At 35.8% G+C, this 16,584-nt stretch carries 14 protein-coding genes; 4 read left to right on the forward strand and 10 right to left on the reverse strand.

From position 1 onward, the window contains the following. Positions 1–55: 55 nt before the first annotated feature. Positions 56–1,765, reverse strand: coding sequence for a caspase family protein (locus QZZ22_RS09505; protein WP_292464326.1), 1,710 nt, complete (start codon positions 1,763–1,765; stop codon positions 56–58). Positions 1,766–2,729: 964 nt separating this feature from the next. Between QZZ22_RS09505 and QZZ22_RS09510 the strand changes: the two genes are divergently transcribed. Beyond that, complete coding sequence (locus QZZ22_RS09510; protein ID WP_292464327.1) at positions 2,730–3,665, forward strand: hypothetical protein; 936 nt, start codon at positions 2,730–2,732, stop codon at positions 3,663–3,665. A gap of 11 nt (positions 3,666–3,676) precedes the next feature. Here QZZ22_RS09510 and QZZ22_RS09515 read toward each other — a convergent pair whose 3' ends face one another. Next, positions 3,677–4,009 carry a hypothetical protein gene (locus QZZ22_RS09515; RefSeq protein ID WP_292464328.1) on the reverse strand — a complete coding sequence of 111 codons (333 nt, stop codon included), beginning with the start codon at positions 4,007–4,009 and terminating at the stop codon, positions 3,677–3,679. A gap of 686 nt (positions 4,010–4,695) precedes the next feature. Here QZZ22_RS09515 and QZZ22_RS09520 point away from each other — a divergent pair. Further along, positions 4,696–5,400 carry a winged helix-turn-helix domain-containing protein gene (locus tag QZZ22_RS09520; RefSeq protein ID WP_292464329.1) on the forward strand — a complete coding sequence of 235 codons (705 nt, stop codon included), beginning with the start codon at positions 4,696–4,698 and terminating at the stop codon, positions 5,398–5,400. A gap of 495 nt (positions 5,401–5,895) precedes the next feature. On the opposite strand, the gene QZZ22_RS09525 is transcribed toward QZZ22_RS09520, so the two are convergent. From QZZ22_RS09525 to QZZ22_RS09545, 5 genes are all read right to left on the reverse strand, one after another. Next, positions 5,896–6,156, reverse strand: coding sequence for a hypothetical protein (locus QZZ22_RS09525; protein ID WP_292464330.1), 261 nt, complete (start codon positions 6,154–6,156; stop codon positions 5,896–5,898). A 346-nt stretch (positions 6,157–6,502) separates the two neighbouring features. Continuing rightward, a complete protein-coding gene (locus QZZ22_RS09530) occupies positions 6,503–7,228 on the reverse strand; it encodes a TetR/AcrR family transcriptional regulator (protein ID WP_292464332.1) in 726 nt (241 codons plus the stop codon). A 42-nt stretch (positions 7,229–7,270) separates the two neighbouring features. Then, positions 7,271–8,071, reverse strand: a complete 801-nt coding sequence (locus QZZ22_RS09535) for an EFR1 family ferrodoxin (protein ID WP_292464333.1) — start codon at positions 8,069–8,071, stop codon at positions 7,271–7,273. Between the two features lie 493 nt (positions 8,072–8,564). Then, on the reverse strand, positions 8,565–9,866 hold the full coding sequence (locus QZZ22_RS09540; RefSeq protein ID WP_292464334.1) for a M18 family aminopeptidase: 1,302 nt from the start codon (positions 9,864–9,866) through the stop codon (positions 8,565–8,567). A gap of 384 nt (positions 9,867–10,250) precedes the next feature. Beyond that, complete coding sequence (locus QZZ22_RS09545; protein WP_292464336.1) at positions 10,251–11,039, reverse strand: winged helix-turn-helix domain-containing protein; 789 nt, start codon at positions 11,037–11,039, stop codon at positions 10,251–10,253. Positions 11,040–11,323: 284 nt separating this feature from the next. On the opposite strand from QZZ22_RS09545, the gene QZZ22_RS09550 reads away from it, so the two are divergent. Beyond that, entirely contained in the window at positions 11,324–11,977 is a 654-nt protein-coding gene (locus QZZ22_RS09550) for a hypothetical protein (RefSeq protein ID WP_292464337.1), read from the forward strand. 350 nt (positions 11,978–12,327) lie between these two features. Further along, complete coding sequence (locus QZZ22_RS09555) at positions 12,328–12,711, forward strand: hypothetical protein (protein WP_292464339.1); 384 nt, start codon at positions 12,328–12,330, stop codon at positions 12,709–12,711. A 289-nt stretch (positions 12,712–13,000) separates the two neighbouring features. On the opposite strand, the gene QZZ22_RS09560 is transcribed toward QZZ22_RS09555, so the two are convergent. The 3 genes from QZZ22_RS09560 to QZZ22_RS09570 all read right to left on the reverse strand — a co-directional run bounded on the left by QZZ22_RS09560 (position 13,001) and on the right by QZZ22_RS09570 (position 16,128). Beyond that, positions 13,001–13,642, reverse strand: a complete 642-nt coding sequence (locus QZZ22_RS09560) for a VTT domain-containing protein (protein ID WP_292464340.1) — start codon at positions 13,640–13,642, stop codon at positions 13,001–13,003. 208 nt (positions 13,643–13,850) lie between these two features. Next, the gene (locus QZZ22_RS09565; RefSeq protein WP_292464341.1) at positions 13,851–14,636 is read right to left on the reverse strand and encodes a winged helix-turn-helix domain-containing protein; all 786 of its coding nucleotides are present in this window, start codon (positions 14,634–14,636) and stop codon (positions 13,851–13,853) included. 736 nt (positions 14,637–15,372) lie between these two features. Further along, positions 15,373–16,128, reverse strand: a complete 756-nt coding sequence (locus tag QZZ22_RS09570) for a hypothetical protein (protein ID WP_292464342.1) — start codon at positions 16,126–16,128, stop codon at positions 15,373–15,375. Positions 16,129–16,584: the final 456 nt, after the last annotated feature.

Here is a 16,584-nt window from a genome sequence, read left to right on the forward strand (position 1 = left end):
TAGGAGAGAACTTAACCTAACTCTGTTATATGTAGTCAATTTGAATAACTTTTCGTTATTGTGGAGCTATTTTATTCAATCTTTCAATCGCTTTATGGAAAATACTTTCTAAACGGAAATAACGACTTCCCCTGTAGTGAGTTGCCAGATTGTTCAACCTTTGAATTATAATTTTTACAAACTCATTTGCTGGTATTTCAAATAAACTTGTAATAAATCCATTCAGTTCACCACTTTCTAATTTTGAGATAACTCTATCAAGTACGTCAAAATCATTAAATGTAAAATATGTTGGGTAAAAATGATAGTAGGAATCTGTGGATGAATGACAATCAAACAGGAAACAAATCTCATTCATGTCTTCTATATCTTTTCTATTGAAAACATCTTGGTTAATCCATTCTGGTTCATAAATATAGTTAAGGAATTCATCTACATTCGGAAACATATAGAGTGACCAAAAATTAATGTGATAAATTATAGGTGCAGTTAGCCCGTGATAATCAAGTTGGTGATTAATTATTTTCTTTAGCAGATTGACATCCTTTTTACTATATGCTGTTGCTATTATAGAAAAAAGATATTCTGCTAGTATGTGTAAGGGAATTTCAATTATTGCTGTGGTTCCACTCTTCCCACGGCAGAGTTTCTTAAAATCAAGTATATAATCCAAATTGTTCATTAAACATCTAGAATTGTAATAACTAATATCATAATCAGATATTAAAAGTAAAGGTTTTAGGTATTCCCTACAAGACTCATAATATGGTATTGCATTTTCTGTTTTAGCGGAATATTCTACATCAGGAATGAGCAATCTTTTGTAGAGTAAACTAATGAATGACTTGAAGGATTTATCAAGTTCTATGAATCGGTCTTCACTTATTAATTGAATTATATTTCGTTCTATCGATGTAAGTTTTGCTGGACTTATATACTCATAATTTTTAGCTAAACTAGAAGTTGGAACAATAGTCGTATCAATTTGTATTTCATCTGGTGTAAAGTCTTCAGAATCTGGTAATGTTATGACTTTAAACTCTTGATCACTAGAGCTAACTTTAGGATTTTGCTGATTATCAGTAACTGTTCTTACTTTAGTCGAAACTAAACCATATACTTCTTCATATGGGGAAGAGCGCTCATGTAACCCTAATTCTTTAAGGCTTTCAATTAAACTATGCGTAAAAATACCATGTCCTAAATCTCTGTACTCTAATGCGCTTTCATGAGAATCACATGCTGCAAAGATACAAGTGCCTTCATTCTCTCCTACTATTTCAAACAAATCATCAACTTTGAGGTCTCGCAAATTGAATTCATCTGATATTTCTCTTAAAGCACCTCCACTGTGGCATGCATCAAAAAAGACCAATTTAGATTTAGCTTCAAGTGAATTTATTTCCTCATTGAGATCAAAAAGGCTTATAGAAGTTATTTCCACCTTAGATGTAGGATCAAAATTGTAAGGACATATAAAACTGTTTTTCGAATTTATTTCTTCGTGATCAGTAGATTTTGCAAATCCATGGCCTGCAAAGCTAAGTATAAAGTAATCCTCGTCTCTAATCCTTTCCCTGATTTCGTGAATGTTTTTTAAAATTAATTCTTTTGAAGCATTTTCATTGATAAGCAATTTTTTAAATTCGCAGTTAAACTGTGAGTAATTGCTATAAATTAATTCAGCGTCAGCTACACAAAAATCTAAGTTCCTAAAGTGAGGATAATCGTTGATTCCAATTGACAAAAGGAAAATTTTACCCATGCAACCTAAATGACTACCACTCTATAAAAACAAATCTGTTTTTTCTACGAAAGTAAACCGTTCTTATTACATTATTGAATTATGTATTTTAAGTGCATACACTTTTTTATTAGATGCTTTTAATGATTTTGCATCGAGACCACATAAAAATGGAGGTATCTAGATCCCTGAAACATTAGGAGTAGGGGGATTCTTCCGGTGTAAAAAAGAAAGGTAAGTTATAAAGGTCTTGGATAGAATTCCCCACAACCATAATCATCGGTGACTAACAACTGTCCCCCGACCGGTGGATATCTACGGCATTCCCCCTCATGTTTATTAGTATCACTATATTCTATAGGAACAAAAAAACGGCAATGCATACAGATGGTGGGGATGGTAGCGCGGATGCCATTTGATTTTCTAGTCTGTTCAGTGTTGATGAACGGCTTGGCATCGATTGGGTTGACCTTAAACATCGGTCCTGTTTTATTGATATCAAATAAGGGTTCCATATATTATCACACAAACATCTTAAATTAATATATATAAACTTTTGTCAAGTTTTATTATTACCATTTAACATTTGCATATAGTTTTTTGTCTTAGTAGAAATTTTTGTAAGTTTTTATACAACTATTTCATATTTCAGTGAGTTAGTATGTGAGAAGCTGAAGTAGTCGAAATTTTAAAAAATTTAACTTAACCTTTTTATCATGAGTTTAGAGTATTGTTATACTTTTATGTGTGAAACCCTTTGAAAAAATATTCAAAATGATTTTCTTAGAAAATTAGCGTACACTTTTTTATCGTTGTATATATCCCCGCATCTTGTTTTTGGGATATAGTTAACTCTGTTTTTTTGTACGCTATTACATTTCTAAATTAATACAAAAAAGATATATGTAGTGTGTTCAAATAACTCTTAGAACATACATTGATTAATAAAACAATAAATTTTCTAAAAAACATCACAAAAGATGTAATGTTTGATCTAGCAAAAGACCATATAAAACTAATTATTTTAGTAATTAGTTTACCGATTGTCTATTGGCTTAGAGAAACTATTTACAAGTTGCTTATATTTCAAATTCAGATTTGGCAGGGAATTGTATTTACTATAGCATTAGCTCTAGTTAGTTTTTTAATTACAAGTTTTATATCCAAAAAACAGTATGATATGACTAGATTTGGGTTACTTTGGAAAGTAATAATTTTAAAAAATAGAATAATATCCTTAAAAGGTCCTTTTTGTAAAGAATGCGATTGTGATATTTCACATCGGTTAGAATCAACTTTTGTAGAAGACACGCATTTAAGTAGTCCAAAATGTCAAAAAAATCATGAAATAAAGGCTCAACCGATCACTAAAATAAAAGATGATGTTAAGAGAATAATTGAATCTGATTTGAAATCAAATAAAATATTAGAAGTCAATTGGTCATTCTATGGAATTGAAAAAGGATTTTTTGAAATAAAAAATAAAGGAATATTTAATGTTACCGACATAGATATTTTTGTTAGTGCCAATATTGGTGGAGAAAACAAAACAATTGGAACTTATACATTAAATAGCTTAGATGCCTCGGAATCTTATAACCTTAATGATAAGATTACTGAAGATTTGGGGAATCTGCTAGTGGAATCAGACTTAATTTCCTTAATGCATGAAGAGATTCCTGAAGAACAAGAAAATTATTATGGTGAGAATGTAACTTATTGGCGTCCATTCGACTTTATTAGGCTTAGAAAGAATTTTAAATACCCTATGTTTGTTGATTTAACTTATAAGCTTAAAAGGAAACAAAAAATACAAAAAAGTAAGTTTTTATTGACCATGAAATCAAAACGAGATTGGAAAGCTTATGATTATTATCAATTTGATGATGATTGTAATATAAAGCTAGAACGAGTTAATTAATTAATATTAACTCAAAGTTGTAACAATTTTTTCACATTCCTGCTCTCAAAATTCAAATCTTCTTCCTTTGCTTTTTTCTTCAAATAAGCCAACGCACTCCTATGCTTGATTCCGAGTTGTCTCGCTCTTTCAGGAGTTAGATTCAGGATGAAATCATACACTGCTTTTTCATTAATAAACTCCTGAGCCTTCTTTACATCAAGAGCCTGCTCATCAATATTATTGGCTTCTTTGCCGATATAAATAACAGAATCAGCAACAATATGCTTTCTTTCCAATACGCCAATATCACCATCAAATTTGGATTCAGGATGATTAGCATACTCTATTATTGTCCTGCTCAATTGTTTGTAATACTACGAACCTTGTTCCATTTCACCAGTTTCACGATTAATAAAAGGTTCATGTACTATCGTTTGATAATCGCTTGTGTAAGGTGCTAAGGGCTTTACAACTTTTCCATTCTCTTCTGTTGTCTGGAAGCAACAAGAAACCTGAAAGGCTCTTGCAGATCATACCCTAGACCGTCTTTACTTGGGTTCATCTCATGCAGGAACTAAGAGTACTAGAGTTGAAACCTATATGACATTTCAAAGTTGTGAGAGTATATTTTAATTTAACTCATGCTGAAGCCAGGAACATTGGGATTAAGCACAGGAATACACTAAAACAAATGAAAGATAGGAGAGGGAAGGAGAGTTTAACTTAAAAATGAAGAAGATGAGGAAGATATTATGTATTACCATTTGACACATTGCTTTTTTCAATTAGCTTATGCATATAGCAAATTATAAATATGAGGGACTAAAGGTTTAGCTCTTAAAATTTTAAGAATTAGAACATTCATTGATTATATGCAATATGATTTAGTCAGATAGAACAACCAAAAATTATATTAGGCAAATGTTTCATTATAAGGAACATAATTTTGGGGGATAGATTGTAAATGCATAAACCGCTGTGCGATGTTCTAGTCATGTCGGGGAAGAGAAAGGGAGTTCTCTTGCTACTAAAGAATGGGAGAATGGAGATGGAAGAGATCCTTAGATCTCTTGATACAACCAGACAGGCACTGCTTCCTCAGATGAAAGTGCTGGAAGAGCATTATCTTGTTGATCACTACGATGATACTTACGAACTGACAACTATTGGGAAACTTATTGTTGATGAGATAGCTCCTTTACTAAATACAGTTGAGACTCTTGAGAGTGATATTGATTACTGGGGGAATCGGAATCTTGATTTCATTCCACCTCATCTATTTAAAAGGATTAGTGAGTTAGAGGAGTGCACAATAGTAAATCCATCCATTACACAAATATATGAACTCAATGATAAGATAACTGATTCGTGCTATAATTCGGATTCTGTCAGTATGATCGCTGCATCTTTTCACCCGGATTACCCAGCAATCTTCTCTGAAATGGCCAATAAAAATGTAAAGGTAAATGCCATATTCTCCAAAGATGTTCTTGAGCATTTGCAGAAAAACTACTATCCTTTTCTGGAAGAAATGATTAAGGGTAAATCATTTAATATTTCGTTTTTTCCCAAACTGGACCTTGTAGGACTTATTGTTAATGATCACTATATGCTCATGCGCATACTAAAAAATAATAATGAGGTTGACGGACAATACATTCTGTGTAATAATCCCACTGCTCTTGAATGGGGAAAAGAATTGTTTGAATACTACCTGAAGGACTCTGTGCCGATAAATGAGATTTCTAGTTAATGGCCTATGTATGGAATTTAACAATTTGTATCACTGTTAATAAGTTATGACCTTGAAGTTCATAACTTGTAAACCAATAATGCCGAACTATATTTCTTGTATTACTCATACATTAAATATAAATTAAAATAAAGCTTTTGTAAAATCCTTAATGTTCAGACAAGAGTGGGAATCAGCAATAATTTGAAATGCGCTGATATCTATTGAAGATATTCGGTAGTTTTGGTCCACAGGTAGAGTTTTAATAGTTATTCTTCATAGCCAAAGGAACTACAATTGAGTATGGAGTTTACAAAAGCGTATATTTGTTTGATTCTCCCACATTTTGACTTCTAAAAAAGTGCACATGACCTTTTTAGAACTTTCCAGCCCTGCGAAATTAAAGAATGACCGGAGTTCTGATCACTCCGATATTCAAGATATGTTCAAGCAAATAGCTTAACTTCTGAAAGTGCATAGGCTCATTAATATATCTTGCAGAAGATCTAATTTTAATTATTTCAACTCTGGTGATTTCAGGGAGACCCGGAAATCCCAATTTAATTTATTTTTATTTACAGGTATGAAATTACATCTGATCATCGCTTCTTTGAACTGCTTATTTGTGATAAAGAAACCATCTTGTGATTCTTCAAACAAAGTTTTAAGTGCATAACTAGTGTAATTTTTATTTGGTGTTTTTTGTGGGAGTACATTTGACATAATCCACTTGTCTATGGTTTCTTTTTCAATGTCGCTTAATTCAAAATCACTCATTTTACTCAATCCTGTATTCATAATTTGTCAACAAAGTATACTGAACTGTGCCTTGATTTTCTTTACTTGTGACTCATACATTTATAAAGCCACCCTAAGAGCACACAGGTAAGAGTCAATACAGCCTGACAGTGACAAAGACAGAAGGAAAAGGAGATGATTCTACCCCTCAAATACTGCCTCATCACAAGTATCAATGCAATATACTCCTCACTCATTGAACTTTTTCAACTTTTCCCTGGAAAGCCATAGTAGAGGCTTTGAAGAAGGGTGAAAAGTCAATTTAGTTATTTCGGCAAAGAAGAAGGTATTTGGAAAAATTATATAGTTAAGAAATCTTAATAATTTAAGATGTCTTTGTCTTTCTCTTCTCAGGTGCCACAGGCTCGGTTAAAAAGAATCCAAATGATGCGAGATCTTTGACATCCATTTTGTGAGTTTTCTCACCGGAAGAGATAGCAGGAGTTATGAAACGGAAAAACTCACGGGCAAAATGCTCATAGCTGAACCCCTCCGCTTCGAGTGCCAGTTTCCATTTATTTTCCATTGACAAGATGCCCATGAAGGATATCATAAGGTACATAGAGATCAGGAATGGATCGAGATCGTCCCGGATCGTACCGTCATCAATACCCTCCTGGATCGCATCCCGCAGGATCATGCGGCAGGTACCATATCCCTTTCCAATCTCTGCAGTACACGGGTTCTCTTTGGAAAAACGCTCAGAGCCGTAAAAATGAATAATTCGAAGATAATCGGGATATTCCTGTGAATATTGGTAATAGGCCTGACCCATCAGGGCTACCTTGACAACACCCGGCACTTGTTTCTCCATGCATTCCATGTATTTTTCTTTAAGGATCCGGATACCACGGAGGACAATATTTGCAAAAAGAGTCTCCTTATTTTTAAAATACAGATAAATGGTAGCTTTGTTCAGTTCGACTTCGTGGGCGATGTCTTCCATTGAAACATCTTCATAACTCCTTGAAAAAAAGAGACGCTCGGCTGCATCAATGATCTCGGTCTTTCGCTGTTCCTTCTCCCGTTGTCTTCTATCGGCGATTCCCATATCCATTCCACCTAAGCTCTATTTAATTTAAAAGCTTACTCATTAGATAAAACATTCAGGTTCCTTCCGTTGGCTATAGAGCGTATGAAGGCGCACTGATGCGTCTTTGACCATTCCCGGCTTCATCGATCTGGCATTTTGCGGGCAGTTTTTGATACACGCGCAGCAGGTAATGCATTTTTCCTTATCGACCAAACTGGGATTTTCTGGATCAACAGCACCAACAGGACACTTCTCTGCACATATCCCACACTGCGAACACTCATCACTGACTGCGATGAAATCAACGATCCATAATTTTGTAACTCCTCCATAAGGATAAGTGCCAGGCACATGCACATCAGAAATCTGGGAGATTGATGAGATGGAGTGTAGTTTTTTACGTATTTCCCGTCCAAGTACTTCTGCATGATTCAAATCCTTTTCATCGGGACGTCCCTGTGCTGTTGCTGTCTTAGGATCTGAGAATGAGTGTTCCCCGATATATGCTGCACAGGCAATGGGGATGCATCCACATTTCATCACAATGTTTTTTACTTCGAGTAATGCGTCGTCATATACCCGATTGCCATAAACCACAACACAAACCGTGGGTGTATTATGAGCTTGAATTGCATTCAGCCATTCATTTAATAATGCCGGCACTCTTCCCATATACACGGGAACTGCAACAACAAGCAATTCATTTTCCGAGGTCATTAATGGTTGTTTTCTTGCATCTGGTCTGGTAATATCAATCAATTCCATGGTGCCTGGATTAATACCATCTGCAATGCCCAGAGCAACCGCTTTTGTTGTCCCGGTCGGTGAGAAATAAACTAATTTCACAGATTCTATTTCCATTTCATTCACTCCATCAATTGTTTATGAATTTACAGATAATGCATTTCATTCGACATCACTTTCAAGATACTCGGGGTTCGCTTTCCGTCCAGTACCGTCCAGTAAACGCCCAGGTTTTATATTGAGCGTATTTACTCAAAGTTAGATTATAACTACTAGTTAGTGAATAACTAATATTTAGTATAAATATGTATCTCACGGGAAGATATCAAATACCGGAAGAAGGTTAAAATATTATGCCTGATGGATAAGAAATTGAACAAATAAAAGTAAAACTTCTAGCTTATTCACATTGTTGCTTCCATCCTAAAGCAGCAAAAGAACTTCCGTTCTCTTCTCTGATGCAAACAACACATCAAGCAGTGATTTCTTCATTTGCAGTGTATTCTCTAAACTAATTGCAATTAAGAATATTTCACTCAAACATATTTCTTATGCATCTCTGATCCTTATACTACTTTAGAGCCTGCTTTCGTACTTTTGAAAATATGCATCATTCCTCCAGTTGGAAAAATGTCCTGAATATCTCGATGGAGTCCAGGAAGTCCTGTTTGCCCATCAGCTCCCTGGCTGAATGCATTGCCAGCATCGGCACCCCTACATCCACAACATGAACAGGCATATATTTGCTAAGCAAAGGACCCAGGGTCGTTCCGCCGGGTTGGTCCGAATGGTTCACGAACTTTTGATATTTTAAACCGGCTCTGTCACACAGCTGCTGAAAAGCTGCAATGGTCTCCACTTCCGATGCATAGGAACGATTACAACTGATCTTGATAGCCATCCCCTTGTTCATCACTGGCTTATTAGTGATATCGCTCTTTTCACTGTAATTGGGATGCAATCCATGGGCACAGTCAGCCGAGATCACAAAGAAGTTCATCGCCTGATGGTTGGGTTGTTCCCTCACCGACGTGCCCATGCGAATTCTCTCCAGAATAGTGCGCAGCATCATGGAGTCAGCACCCTGGCGGGTCATGGAACCGATCTCCTCATTGTCCATGAATGCCACCATGTTAATCCCGTCCTTATGCTTCGACTCGACAAGAGCTTCCATAGCAGCATACACCATGGACAGGTCGTCGATCCTTGGACAGGAGATAAATTCCTCTCTAGCCCCCACCAGTATACCTTCTTCGCAACAATAGACGCTTAGATCCATGTCCAGAATATCTTCACGGCAGACCCCGGCTTCCCCCGCAACCAGATCCAACAGGTAATTATCTCTGACCTCATCTTCTATCAACCGGGTCAGGAGAGGTTGCATTTCTTTTTGAACCTTGATCTCCACACCTTTATTGACCTCGCGATTCATATGGATGGCCAGATTAGGGATGATAAGTAAAGGCCTTTGGAAATCCAGATGGATCACTTTGGGCTTAAGAACATCGTCCGATTTCACAGCTATTCTTCCTGCAATGGATAAAGGACGATCGAACCATGTGTTCAGGATAGGGCCGCCGTAACGTTCCACATTCAGTGTCAGCAACCTTTCACTGTTCACCTCTGGATTGGGTTTGACCCTGAATCCGGGATTATCCGTATGCGCAGCAATAATCCTCACCCATTTTGCTGGAAACTGGTCGCTTCCGACAGTAAAGCCCACCAGCATGGAAGGATATGGGGTCAGATAGTATTTCCCCGACTCATTCAAGGTCCATAGGTCATTCATTTTCAATTCCATGAAACCTTCAGCTTCCAGACGTTCTCTTATGGAATCTACCGTCTGAACGGGTGTTGTCGCTTTTTTCATAAATCCAAAAAAATCATTGATATAATCCCTGATATGACCCATATTTGCCACCTTTCTCACGATACCCTATTCATTCAACTTTGCAATTACCTTTAAACTATTCTTTTCAGAGTTTCTCACTTGTGGGAGATTAAATAATGACAAAATCTTTTTTCTTTTGTTTTAGTGTCATAGTAGATAATAGATTCTCAGGATACTTAATACTGTATTAATACTGTAACTTATACTAAGAAATAAGTCTCTGGGACAAGGGTGCAATTCATCAACTCAGCCCGTAGAAATAAACGACTTTTTAATTAGACCTGTTTTCAAATTATTTTCTTTGTTAAACTTACTAAATAAGTTGATACTTTTATACGTGCTTTCTATTTTCAACAAAACGACACTAGTGCCATAATATGAAAAGACTAAAATAAAAAAGAATAACTAAACTACAGTTATTGGTATGGCATCTTTTAAATAATACTCGAACAGGTTCTTTGCCCATATTAATGCAGTGGGATTACAGGAAGATACATATTTGTGGTCGTAATTCCCTTCATTAGTGAGTAACCTCATCATAAAGGAAACTTCATTGTATCCGAATGCCACGAAATCCATTCTTTTTGGATATAGGCATACTTTGTTAAGATTACTTCCAAGAAGATTCCTCAAAGGTTCGTTCTGTTCCTCGTTAATTTTTGCGAGAAGCTCTGTGGAGACCACCAGAGACATGTTTACTCCATGTTTCTTGAAATCTTCAAGTAATGATGGAAAACCAGGGAAAATAAATGTCGTGACAGAAACCTGGAATGCGGATTTTTTGGCATTTTCTACTTCTTGTTTACTAGGTTCACACACTTCTGTCGAAGGAGGATTTGTTACCACTGTGCAAGGTCCAAGTTCACTAAGTCTTTTATATAAGTGCGGAGGAATAAAGTCCAGATTGTGGGTTCCCCAGTAATCAATGTCACTGTCAGCAACTTCAACAATATCTAGAAGCGGGATCATCTTATTAACTATCAGCTTCCCGATGGCCGTTAATTCGTAAGTATCATTGTAGTGAGTAACAAGATGATGCTCTTCAAGTACCTTTATCTGAGGAAGTAGTGCCTGTCTTGTGGTATCAAGAGATAGGAGAAGATTTTCCATATCCTGTGCTCTATCCTGTAGCAGCAGGAGAGTGTTTTTCCTCTTCTCTGATGCAAATATCACATCAAGCAATGTTTTTTTCACTTGCACACATCCTAGTGATCAACTGTAATTTCAGATAGCACTACATTAAATGATGAGCTATTGATATTTATAAGAAATTAAATCAGCTTCAATAAATATTTTTATGTTTTAACGGAGTTAACTTCCTCACTTTATGGAAATCTGTTCCACATATCCGACTTTTCCTTACATGAAAATTCAGACTTAGAAGTTCATTACTTATTTAACTTATAAAAAAGCATATAGAATTACTACATTGGAAGTGTGGTAAAATAAAAACAATAATCATAATAGTGCTACTTTTAATGATAGTACCTGTAAGTGCTGTTTCTGGTGAGAATGATATTGATTACGATACGTACAGGAACAGCTGGGATTTACTTAATGAGGATAAAAATGACTGGGTATGTGTGGACCATGCAGTAAATTACTCAAGACACAATCCTGAATGGGGGATAGTTATCCCTTCGCCATCGCCGCGTTTTAGTGTTCAGCCCCACATGACGAATTATAAGATCAATGGCAATACTCTTTTGATACACGAAGCGCAGGTAAACATCACATATGAGCTCGAAATCGTGGATGGGACCATGATAGTTCCTTATTATGATGATTTTCCAGGTTCGTTCACAAGATACTGGGAAGGTAGCACATATTTCCATTTCATCCCAAATGAAACAGGTGTGGTCAGGGTATATACTGTTTTAAAAGATAATCGTGATGAGTTTTTTGATTATGGTCATATAAATCAGGGTAACGTTACAAACACTACAGTAGAACTTGATTACAATGCTACTTCCGTGGTGTCCCAGAGTAATGTCGGCAGCACAACTGATGATAAAAATATATCAAATCATAAAATCACTGATGATCACTATCTTGAAAGTATTGATGAGCCAGAGGGATATATCACAAAATTTATCCAGTTCATAAAATCATTCATAGGTGCATTTAGATAGTTTGTGCATTAGTTGGTTGAAGCACCAACCCAACTTATTAAATCTGGCCCAATAAAAGTACATTGAACTTGCTAATAAGTTAAAAACACAAAGAGAACCATAAGCTAAAATCAACGGGAACGAACTATTGGGACTTATGATTGATATCTTCCAGACAATATTGTTAAAATAAGTGTTTTTGGCGGAGATGGTGCTATGGGTCAATTACTTTTAAAATAAGCTCTTGAAGAAGTATTACATCAAAACGTGTGTTGTATGGATCCTGATAAAATCACTTTTTAATAAGTAATATTGTTATCGAAAATAACTTATCTGCTGAGCTTATTCAATCTATTAGGGGGTTATAATCAGTGAGAAAGCAGCTGATAATATTGTTTGTAGTGCTGGCAGCTGTGTTTATGGCTATCGGATGCACTGAAGGTGGCGATGTTAATGTGACACCGCCAGAGGCTGACATTGAAGGTGGTGATGTTGATGTTAATGTAACACCGCCAGAGACCGATATTGAAAGTGGTGATGTCAATGTAACACCACCAGAGAACATAACTGTACCTGAGGTTGATGTCGAAGGTGGCGATATTAATGTGACACCGCCAGATGTTGATGTTGACACAGAGAATGTAAGTATACCGGATGTAGACATAGACACAGAGAATGTAACTGTACCTGAACCTGAGGTTGATGTAGACACAGAGAATGTAACTGTGCCTGATGTAGATGTGGATAGCAATTGATCCCACTGAAGTTACTCTAACTTAAGAAGATACATTCTTCTAAAATTCAGGCATCGTGGTTAACACGGTGCCTATGTTTTTAATGTGAGAGATAATGCCTTTTAAAGAGTCCCTATTTTCCTATTCAGCATAAGGAATGATGAATATCTTCTGCTTAGTAACTCACAATCCTGTTTTTCAATAGTATATCCGAACTCACTTTAATTAACAGTTTCATTTTACCAATCAATTGCCAAGCAATTTCCCTGGTTTCCACTGACATCTCTGCAAGTCCTTATTATCCATTATTTCAATGATTTTCCGTGGATCTTTTTAGTATACTCCAGACTATGATAGGTATTGCAATCCCAAAAAACAATGGGAGCAACCATTCAGAAAAGTTATCAGAAGTACTTCCAACATAAGCATAATACACTGAAACAGGAATTATTCCGAGTAAGCTCAGGATAATGAATTTGCTCCAGGAGATTCTTGTAAGCCCGGCAAAACAAGCCATTGTCTCAGACACTATTGGAATCATTTTTGAAAGGATTAGTATTCCTTCTCCCCACTTTATGAACCATTCGTCCATGGATTGTTTTTCTGCTTTGTCAAGGAATAGTCGTGTTTTTCCCAGTTTCCTTGTTATGGCAAATCCTGCCAATGAAGCAAGCAGAGATCCTGTGACGTTTATCAATGTTCCTATGAAAACCCCGTAATAAGCTCCGGAAAAAGTCATTAATACTGTGGAAGGCATTGGGAGAATAAGGTCGATAACGAGAAAGAATATTATTATAGCTGCTGCAAAAGGACCTGATCCCACAACAAGTAAATTAATTTTTTCAAAGGTTATTAAGCCCGAAGTCTCAAATATCATAAACAAAAAAAGGAATGCAGAAGCAAGTATTACAGGAATGTGTTTCCAGCTTAAGGCTTTTTTACCTTTTCTCATATAATTTCTTTCCTTTTAATCTACGGTCTTAGTATGAAATTTGGTATCCTTCAATTGTTGTCTCACATCTTCAGCCGTTTCTCACATGTTTGATATTTCCACTTAAGATGCGATATTTGGATTATGGGGGACCAAAATCAAGCTATTGGGACCGAGTTACCTGCCCCTCGAGAGTTAACCTGCGAAAACTAACAGCAATAAAAAATTATTAAAGCTCGGTTATTGGGATGGAGTCTCTCCTGTAATATTCAAATAGTTCCTTTACCCATTCAACTGCTTCTGCATCAAAGGAGATGAGATATTTGTAATCATACTCCCCGGTGATTGTTAACGGACTCATTCTCATATACAGGTCATTGTAAGCAAATGACATGAATTTCATCTCCTTGTTATAAACTGAAATATGAAAGAGCTTACTTTTAATTAGCTTCGCAAAGACTTCATTGGCATTGGTCACAGATGAGTCAAGCATATCAGGGGAAGCGATAACATGCACATCTATCTCAAGTTGAACGAGATCAGCGAACAGTTCAATGAACTGAGGATGATAAAATATAGTAGCTACATTAAGTGAGTTCGATTTACTCGAAGTATCATAGAAATCCTTTAAGAGGTCATGTATTTCAAGGAGTGTGGGGACCATGACCTTACTGTTCCTTATCTCGCTTATCCTTTCTAAAAGGTGAGGGGGGATAAAACTGAAGTCGTGATTTCCCCAATACTCAATATCAATCTCAAAAGTATCAAGAATATCCAACAGAGGAGTCATCTTTTCAACTATAAGTTTTCCAATCGTTGTCAGATTATAAGTATCATTCTCATGTAGAATAAGATGATGTTCTTCCAGTATCCTTATCTGAGGAAGCAATGATTGCCTGGTTGTCTTGAGGGCACTGAGAATATATTCCATTTCCTGTGCCCCACTTTGCAGCAACAGAAGAACTCCTTTTCTCTTCTCAGATACAAATATGACATCAAGCAAAGGTTTCTTCATTTGTGGACCTTCTATAAAGCAATTATAATTTCAGATAGGACTATATTTAATTATACGCCTTCTATTACTTATAATATTTTGAAGCGGTTTATATAGTTAATATGGTGCCTTAAAGGATTCTTACGGCATAGCTGTTTTATTTAAGAGTTAAGAGTAGTGTAAGCTTTTCTCAATAGAGGCAGGAATAAATATTTAGTCTCGTGTGTTTGCAAAATGAGGTTATCCAATTAGAATTTTGATTTTAAAGCCTATTCATTTTTTCATTAAGACCATCTGTTTTTCAAACTATTATATAAGACACAGACCTACAGGATCAACAGAGATCTGCAAAAACGTTGGGTCTTAAAGCCCCGCGAAAAATAGGATCCGTGTAAATCCTGTGTGAATCCATGTATGAAAGAATCTATAAATGTAACTTAACAATTGGAAGCTAAGGATAAAGACCGTCTGAATATCTAAGACACTGGTTAAAAAGACGAATGCGGATCATGAAATACTAAGGAACGCCGTCAAATTAGAACGGGAGGGTTTCAGGAGCTAATTAGAGACTATCAAAACAAATACCTAAAATTGCGGCCTTGCTCATAAAGTCTCTTTGATTACAAACTCAGCTTCTTGACCACAAAGTAGCCCTTTTGACTATAAACTATGCATTTAATCATTAAGTCGAGTAACAATATCACATATTGCTATCGATTCCTTAAAGTGAATCAAATTTCAGCATTTGGAACTGGAATTATGATTCCGAACTTTTAATTTCCCGTATCTCTGGATATCTACCTTCCCCAGCAAACATGATATTGTCTGCTTTAAACCAGCTGTCCTGAGAACCTATCAGCGTAAGGTGACAATGTTGCGAGTAAGAATCTTGTCTACGTGAGTTGTACCAGCTATTAGTCCCATGTACACTTACAACAAGATTGACTTTAGCATCTTCTTCACTAATGTCATATTTCACATAAATGTTAGAAAATGATTTTGAAGAATTATCTGAGTTAATTGGTAGAATTAAAGCATTCTCTATGGGTTCAAGAGTGTCGATAATATAGTCCGTTCCATAATAAGTGTCAAGCACAATATTCCGTTTTTCACTAACCATGATTGGCTCTACGTTTTCAACAGCTATCATAGTACCGTTAGGTGTTTCCACAAAGTAACAATCCCATTTCCCAGTATAGACATTGCCTTGTTTCACATCAGCAATAAAAGATTCACTTACTAACAAATTATCTTTTCCTGAAACTACTGGAATGTATATGATCACATTATCAATTGTAGTCCTAACGCCAGGGGTAGATGATACATAAAGTTCAAGATTGTACATGTAGTCACTTTTAACATCATCTCCATAATATTCCCAATCCATACTATCCTGCACACTTTCTGCAATACCCAAAAAGATCAAACTGCCAAATATTAAAATATACTGCAAGAACAACACTAAAAGTAGGATTATGGAAATGCCAAAAACAGCCTTAATAAATTTATTCATGAAATACCTAAACAGTATTTACAATTTTCTGAGAATATAAACTTTCCTACCTATGATGGCACAATTTAATTATTTTGTGCTTAATGAGCACGACAATTACACAACTATCGGTCAAGATGTATGGTTCAATTCATAACAAGTTGTTGATGTGTAATCTGACCACAAAGTAAGGCACTTTATGAGCAAGCCCTAAAATTACAATAGTTATAAATATGATCAACTTAGTATAAAGATGCCGGTTGCCTGTCAGTAAGCGGCACAGAGAATACAAGAAAGATTTAATTGAAAAGGAGAAAAAGCCATGTCTGAAAATGAAGAGCGAATGTTTACTACTTCTCCCCTGCCACCCGTATTACATGGATTCAGATTAAGAGATGTGAAGACTCAAAACAAAATACATTCGATACCGGATAGTCACGCAGTCAGTGTAGAATAATAGTTAATTTTCTGCCAGGC

The organism is Methanolobus sp., assembly GCF_016278365.1.
In the GTDB taxonomy this organism is placed as follows: domain Archaea; phylum Halobacteriota; class Methanosarcinia; order Methanosarcinales; family Methanosarcinaceae; genus Methanolobus.

Coding starts and splice junctions, on each gene's coding strand:
- QZZ22_RS09505 (WP_292464326.1), bottom strand. CDS start 1,765: ATGGGTAAAATTTTCCTTTTGTCAATTGGAATCAACGATTATCCTCAC.
- QZZ22_RS09510 (WP_292464327.1), top strand. CDS start 2,730: ATGTTTGATCTAGCAAAAGACCATATAAAACTAATTATTTTAGTAATT.
- QZZ22_RS09520 (WP_292464329.1), top strand. CDS start 4,696: ATGGAAGAGATCCTTAGATCTCTTGATACAACCAGACAGGCACTGCTT.
- QZZ22_RS09525 (WP_292464330.1), bottom strand. CDS start 6,156: ATGAGTGATTTTGAATTAAGCGACATTGAAAAAGAAACCATAGACAAG.
- QZZ22_RS09530 (WP_292464332.1), bottom strand. CDS start 7,228: ATGGGAATCGCCGATAGAAGACAACGGGAGAAGGAACAGCGAAAGACC.
- QZZ22_RS09535 (WP_292464333.1), bottom strand. CDS start 8,071: ATGGAAATAGAATCTGTGAAATTAGTTTATTTCTCACCGACCGGGACA.
- QZZ22_RS09540 (WP_292464334.1), bottom strand. CDS start 9,866: ATGGGTCATATCAGGGATTATATCAATGATTTTTTTGGATTTATGAAA.
- QZZ22_RS09550 (WP_292464337.1), top strand. CDS start 11,324: ATGATAGTACCTGTAAGTGCTGTTTCTGGTGAGAATGATATTGATTAC.
- QZZ22_RS09560 (WP_292464340.1), bottom strand. CDS start 13,642: ATGAGAAAAGGTAAAAAAGCCTTAAGCTGGAAACACATTCCTGTAATA.
- QZZ22_RS09565 (WP_292464341.1), bottom strand. CDS start 14,636: ATGAAGAAACCTTTGCTTGATGTCATATTTGTATCTGAGAAGAGAAAA.
- QZZ22_RS09570 (WP_292464342.1), bottom strand. CDS start 16,128: ATGAATAAATTTATTAAGGCTGTTTTTGGCATTTCCATAATCCTACTT.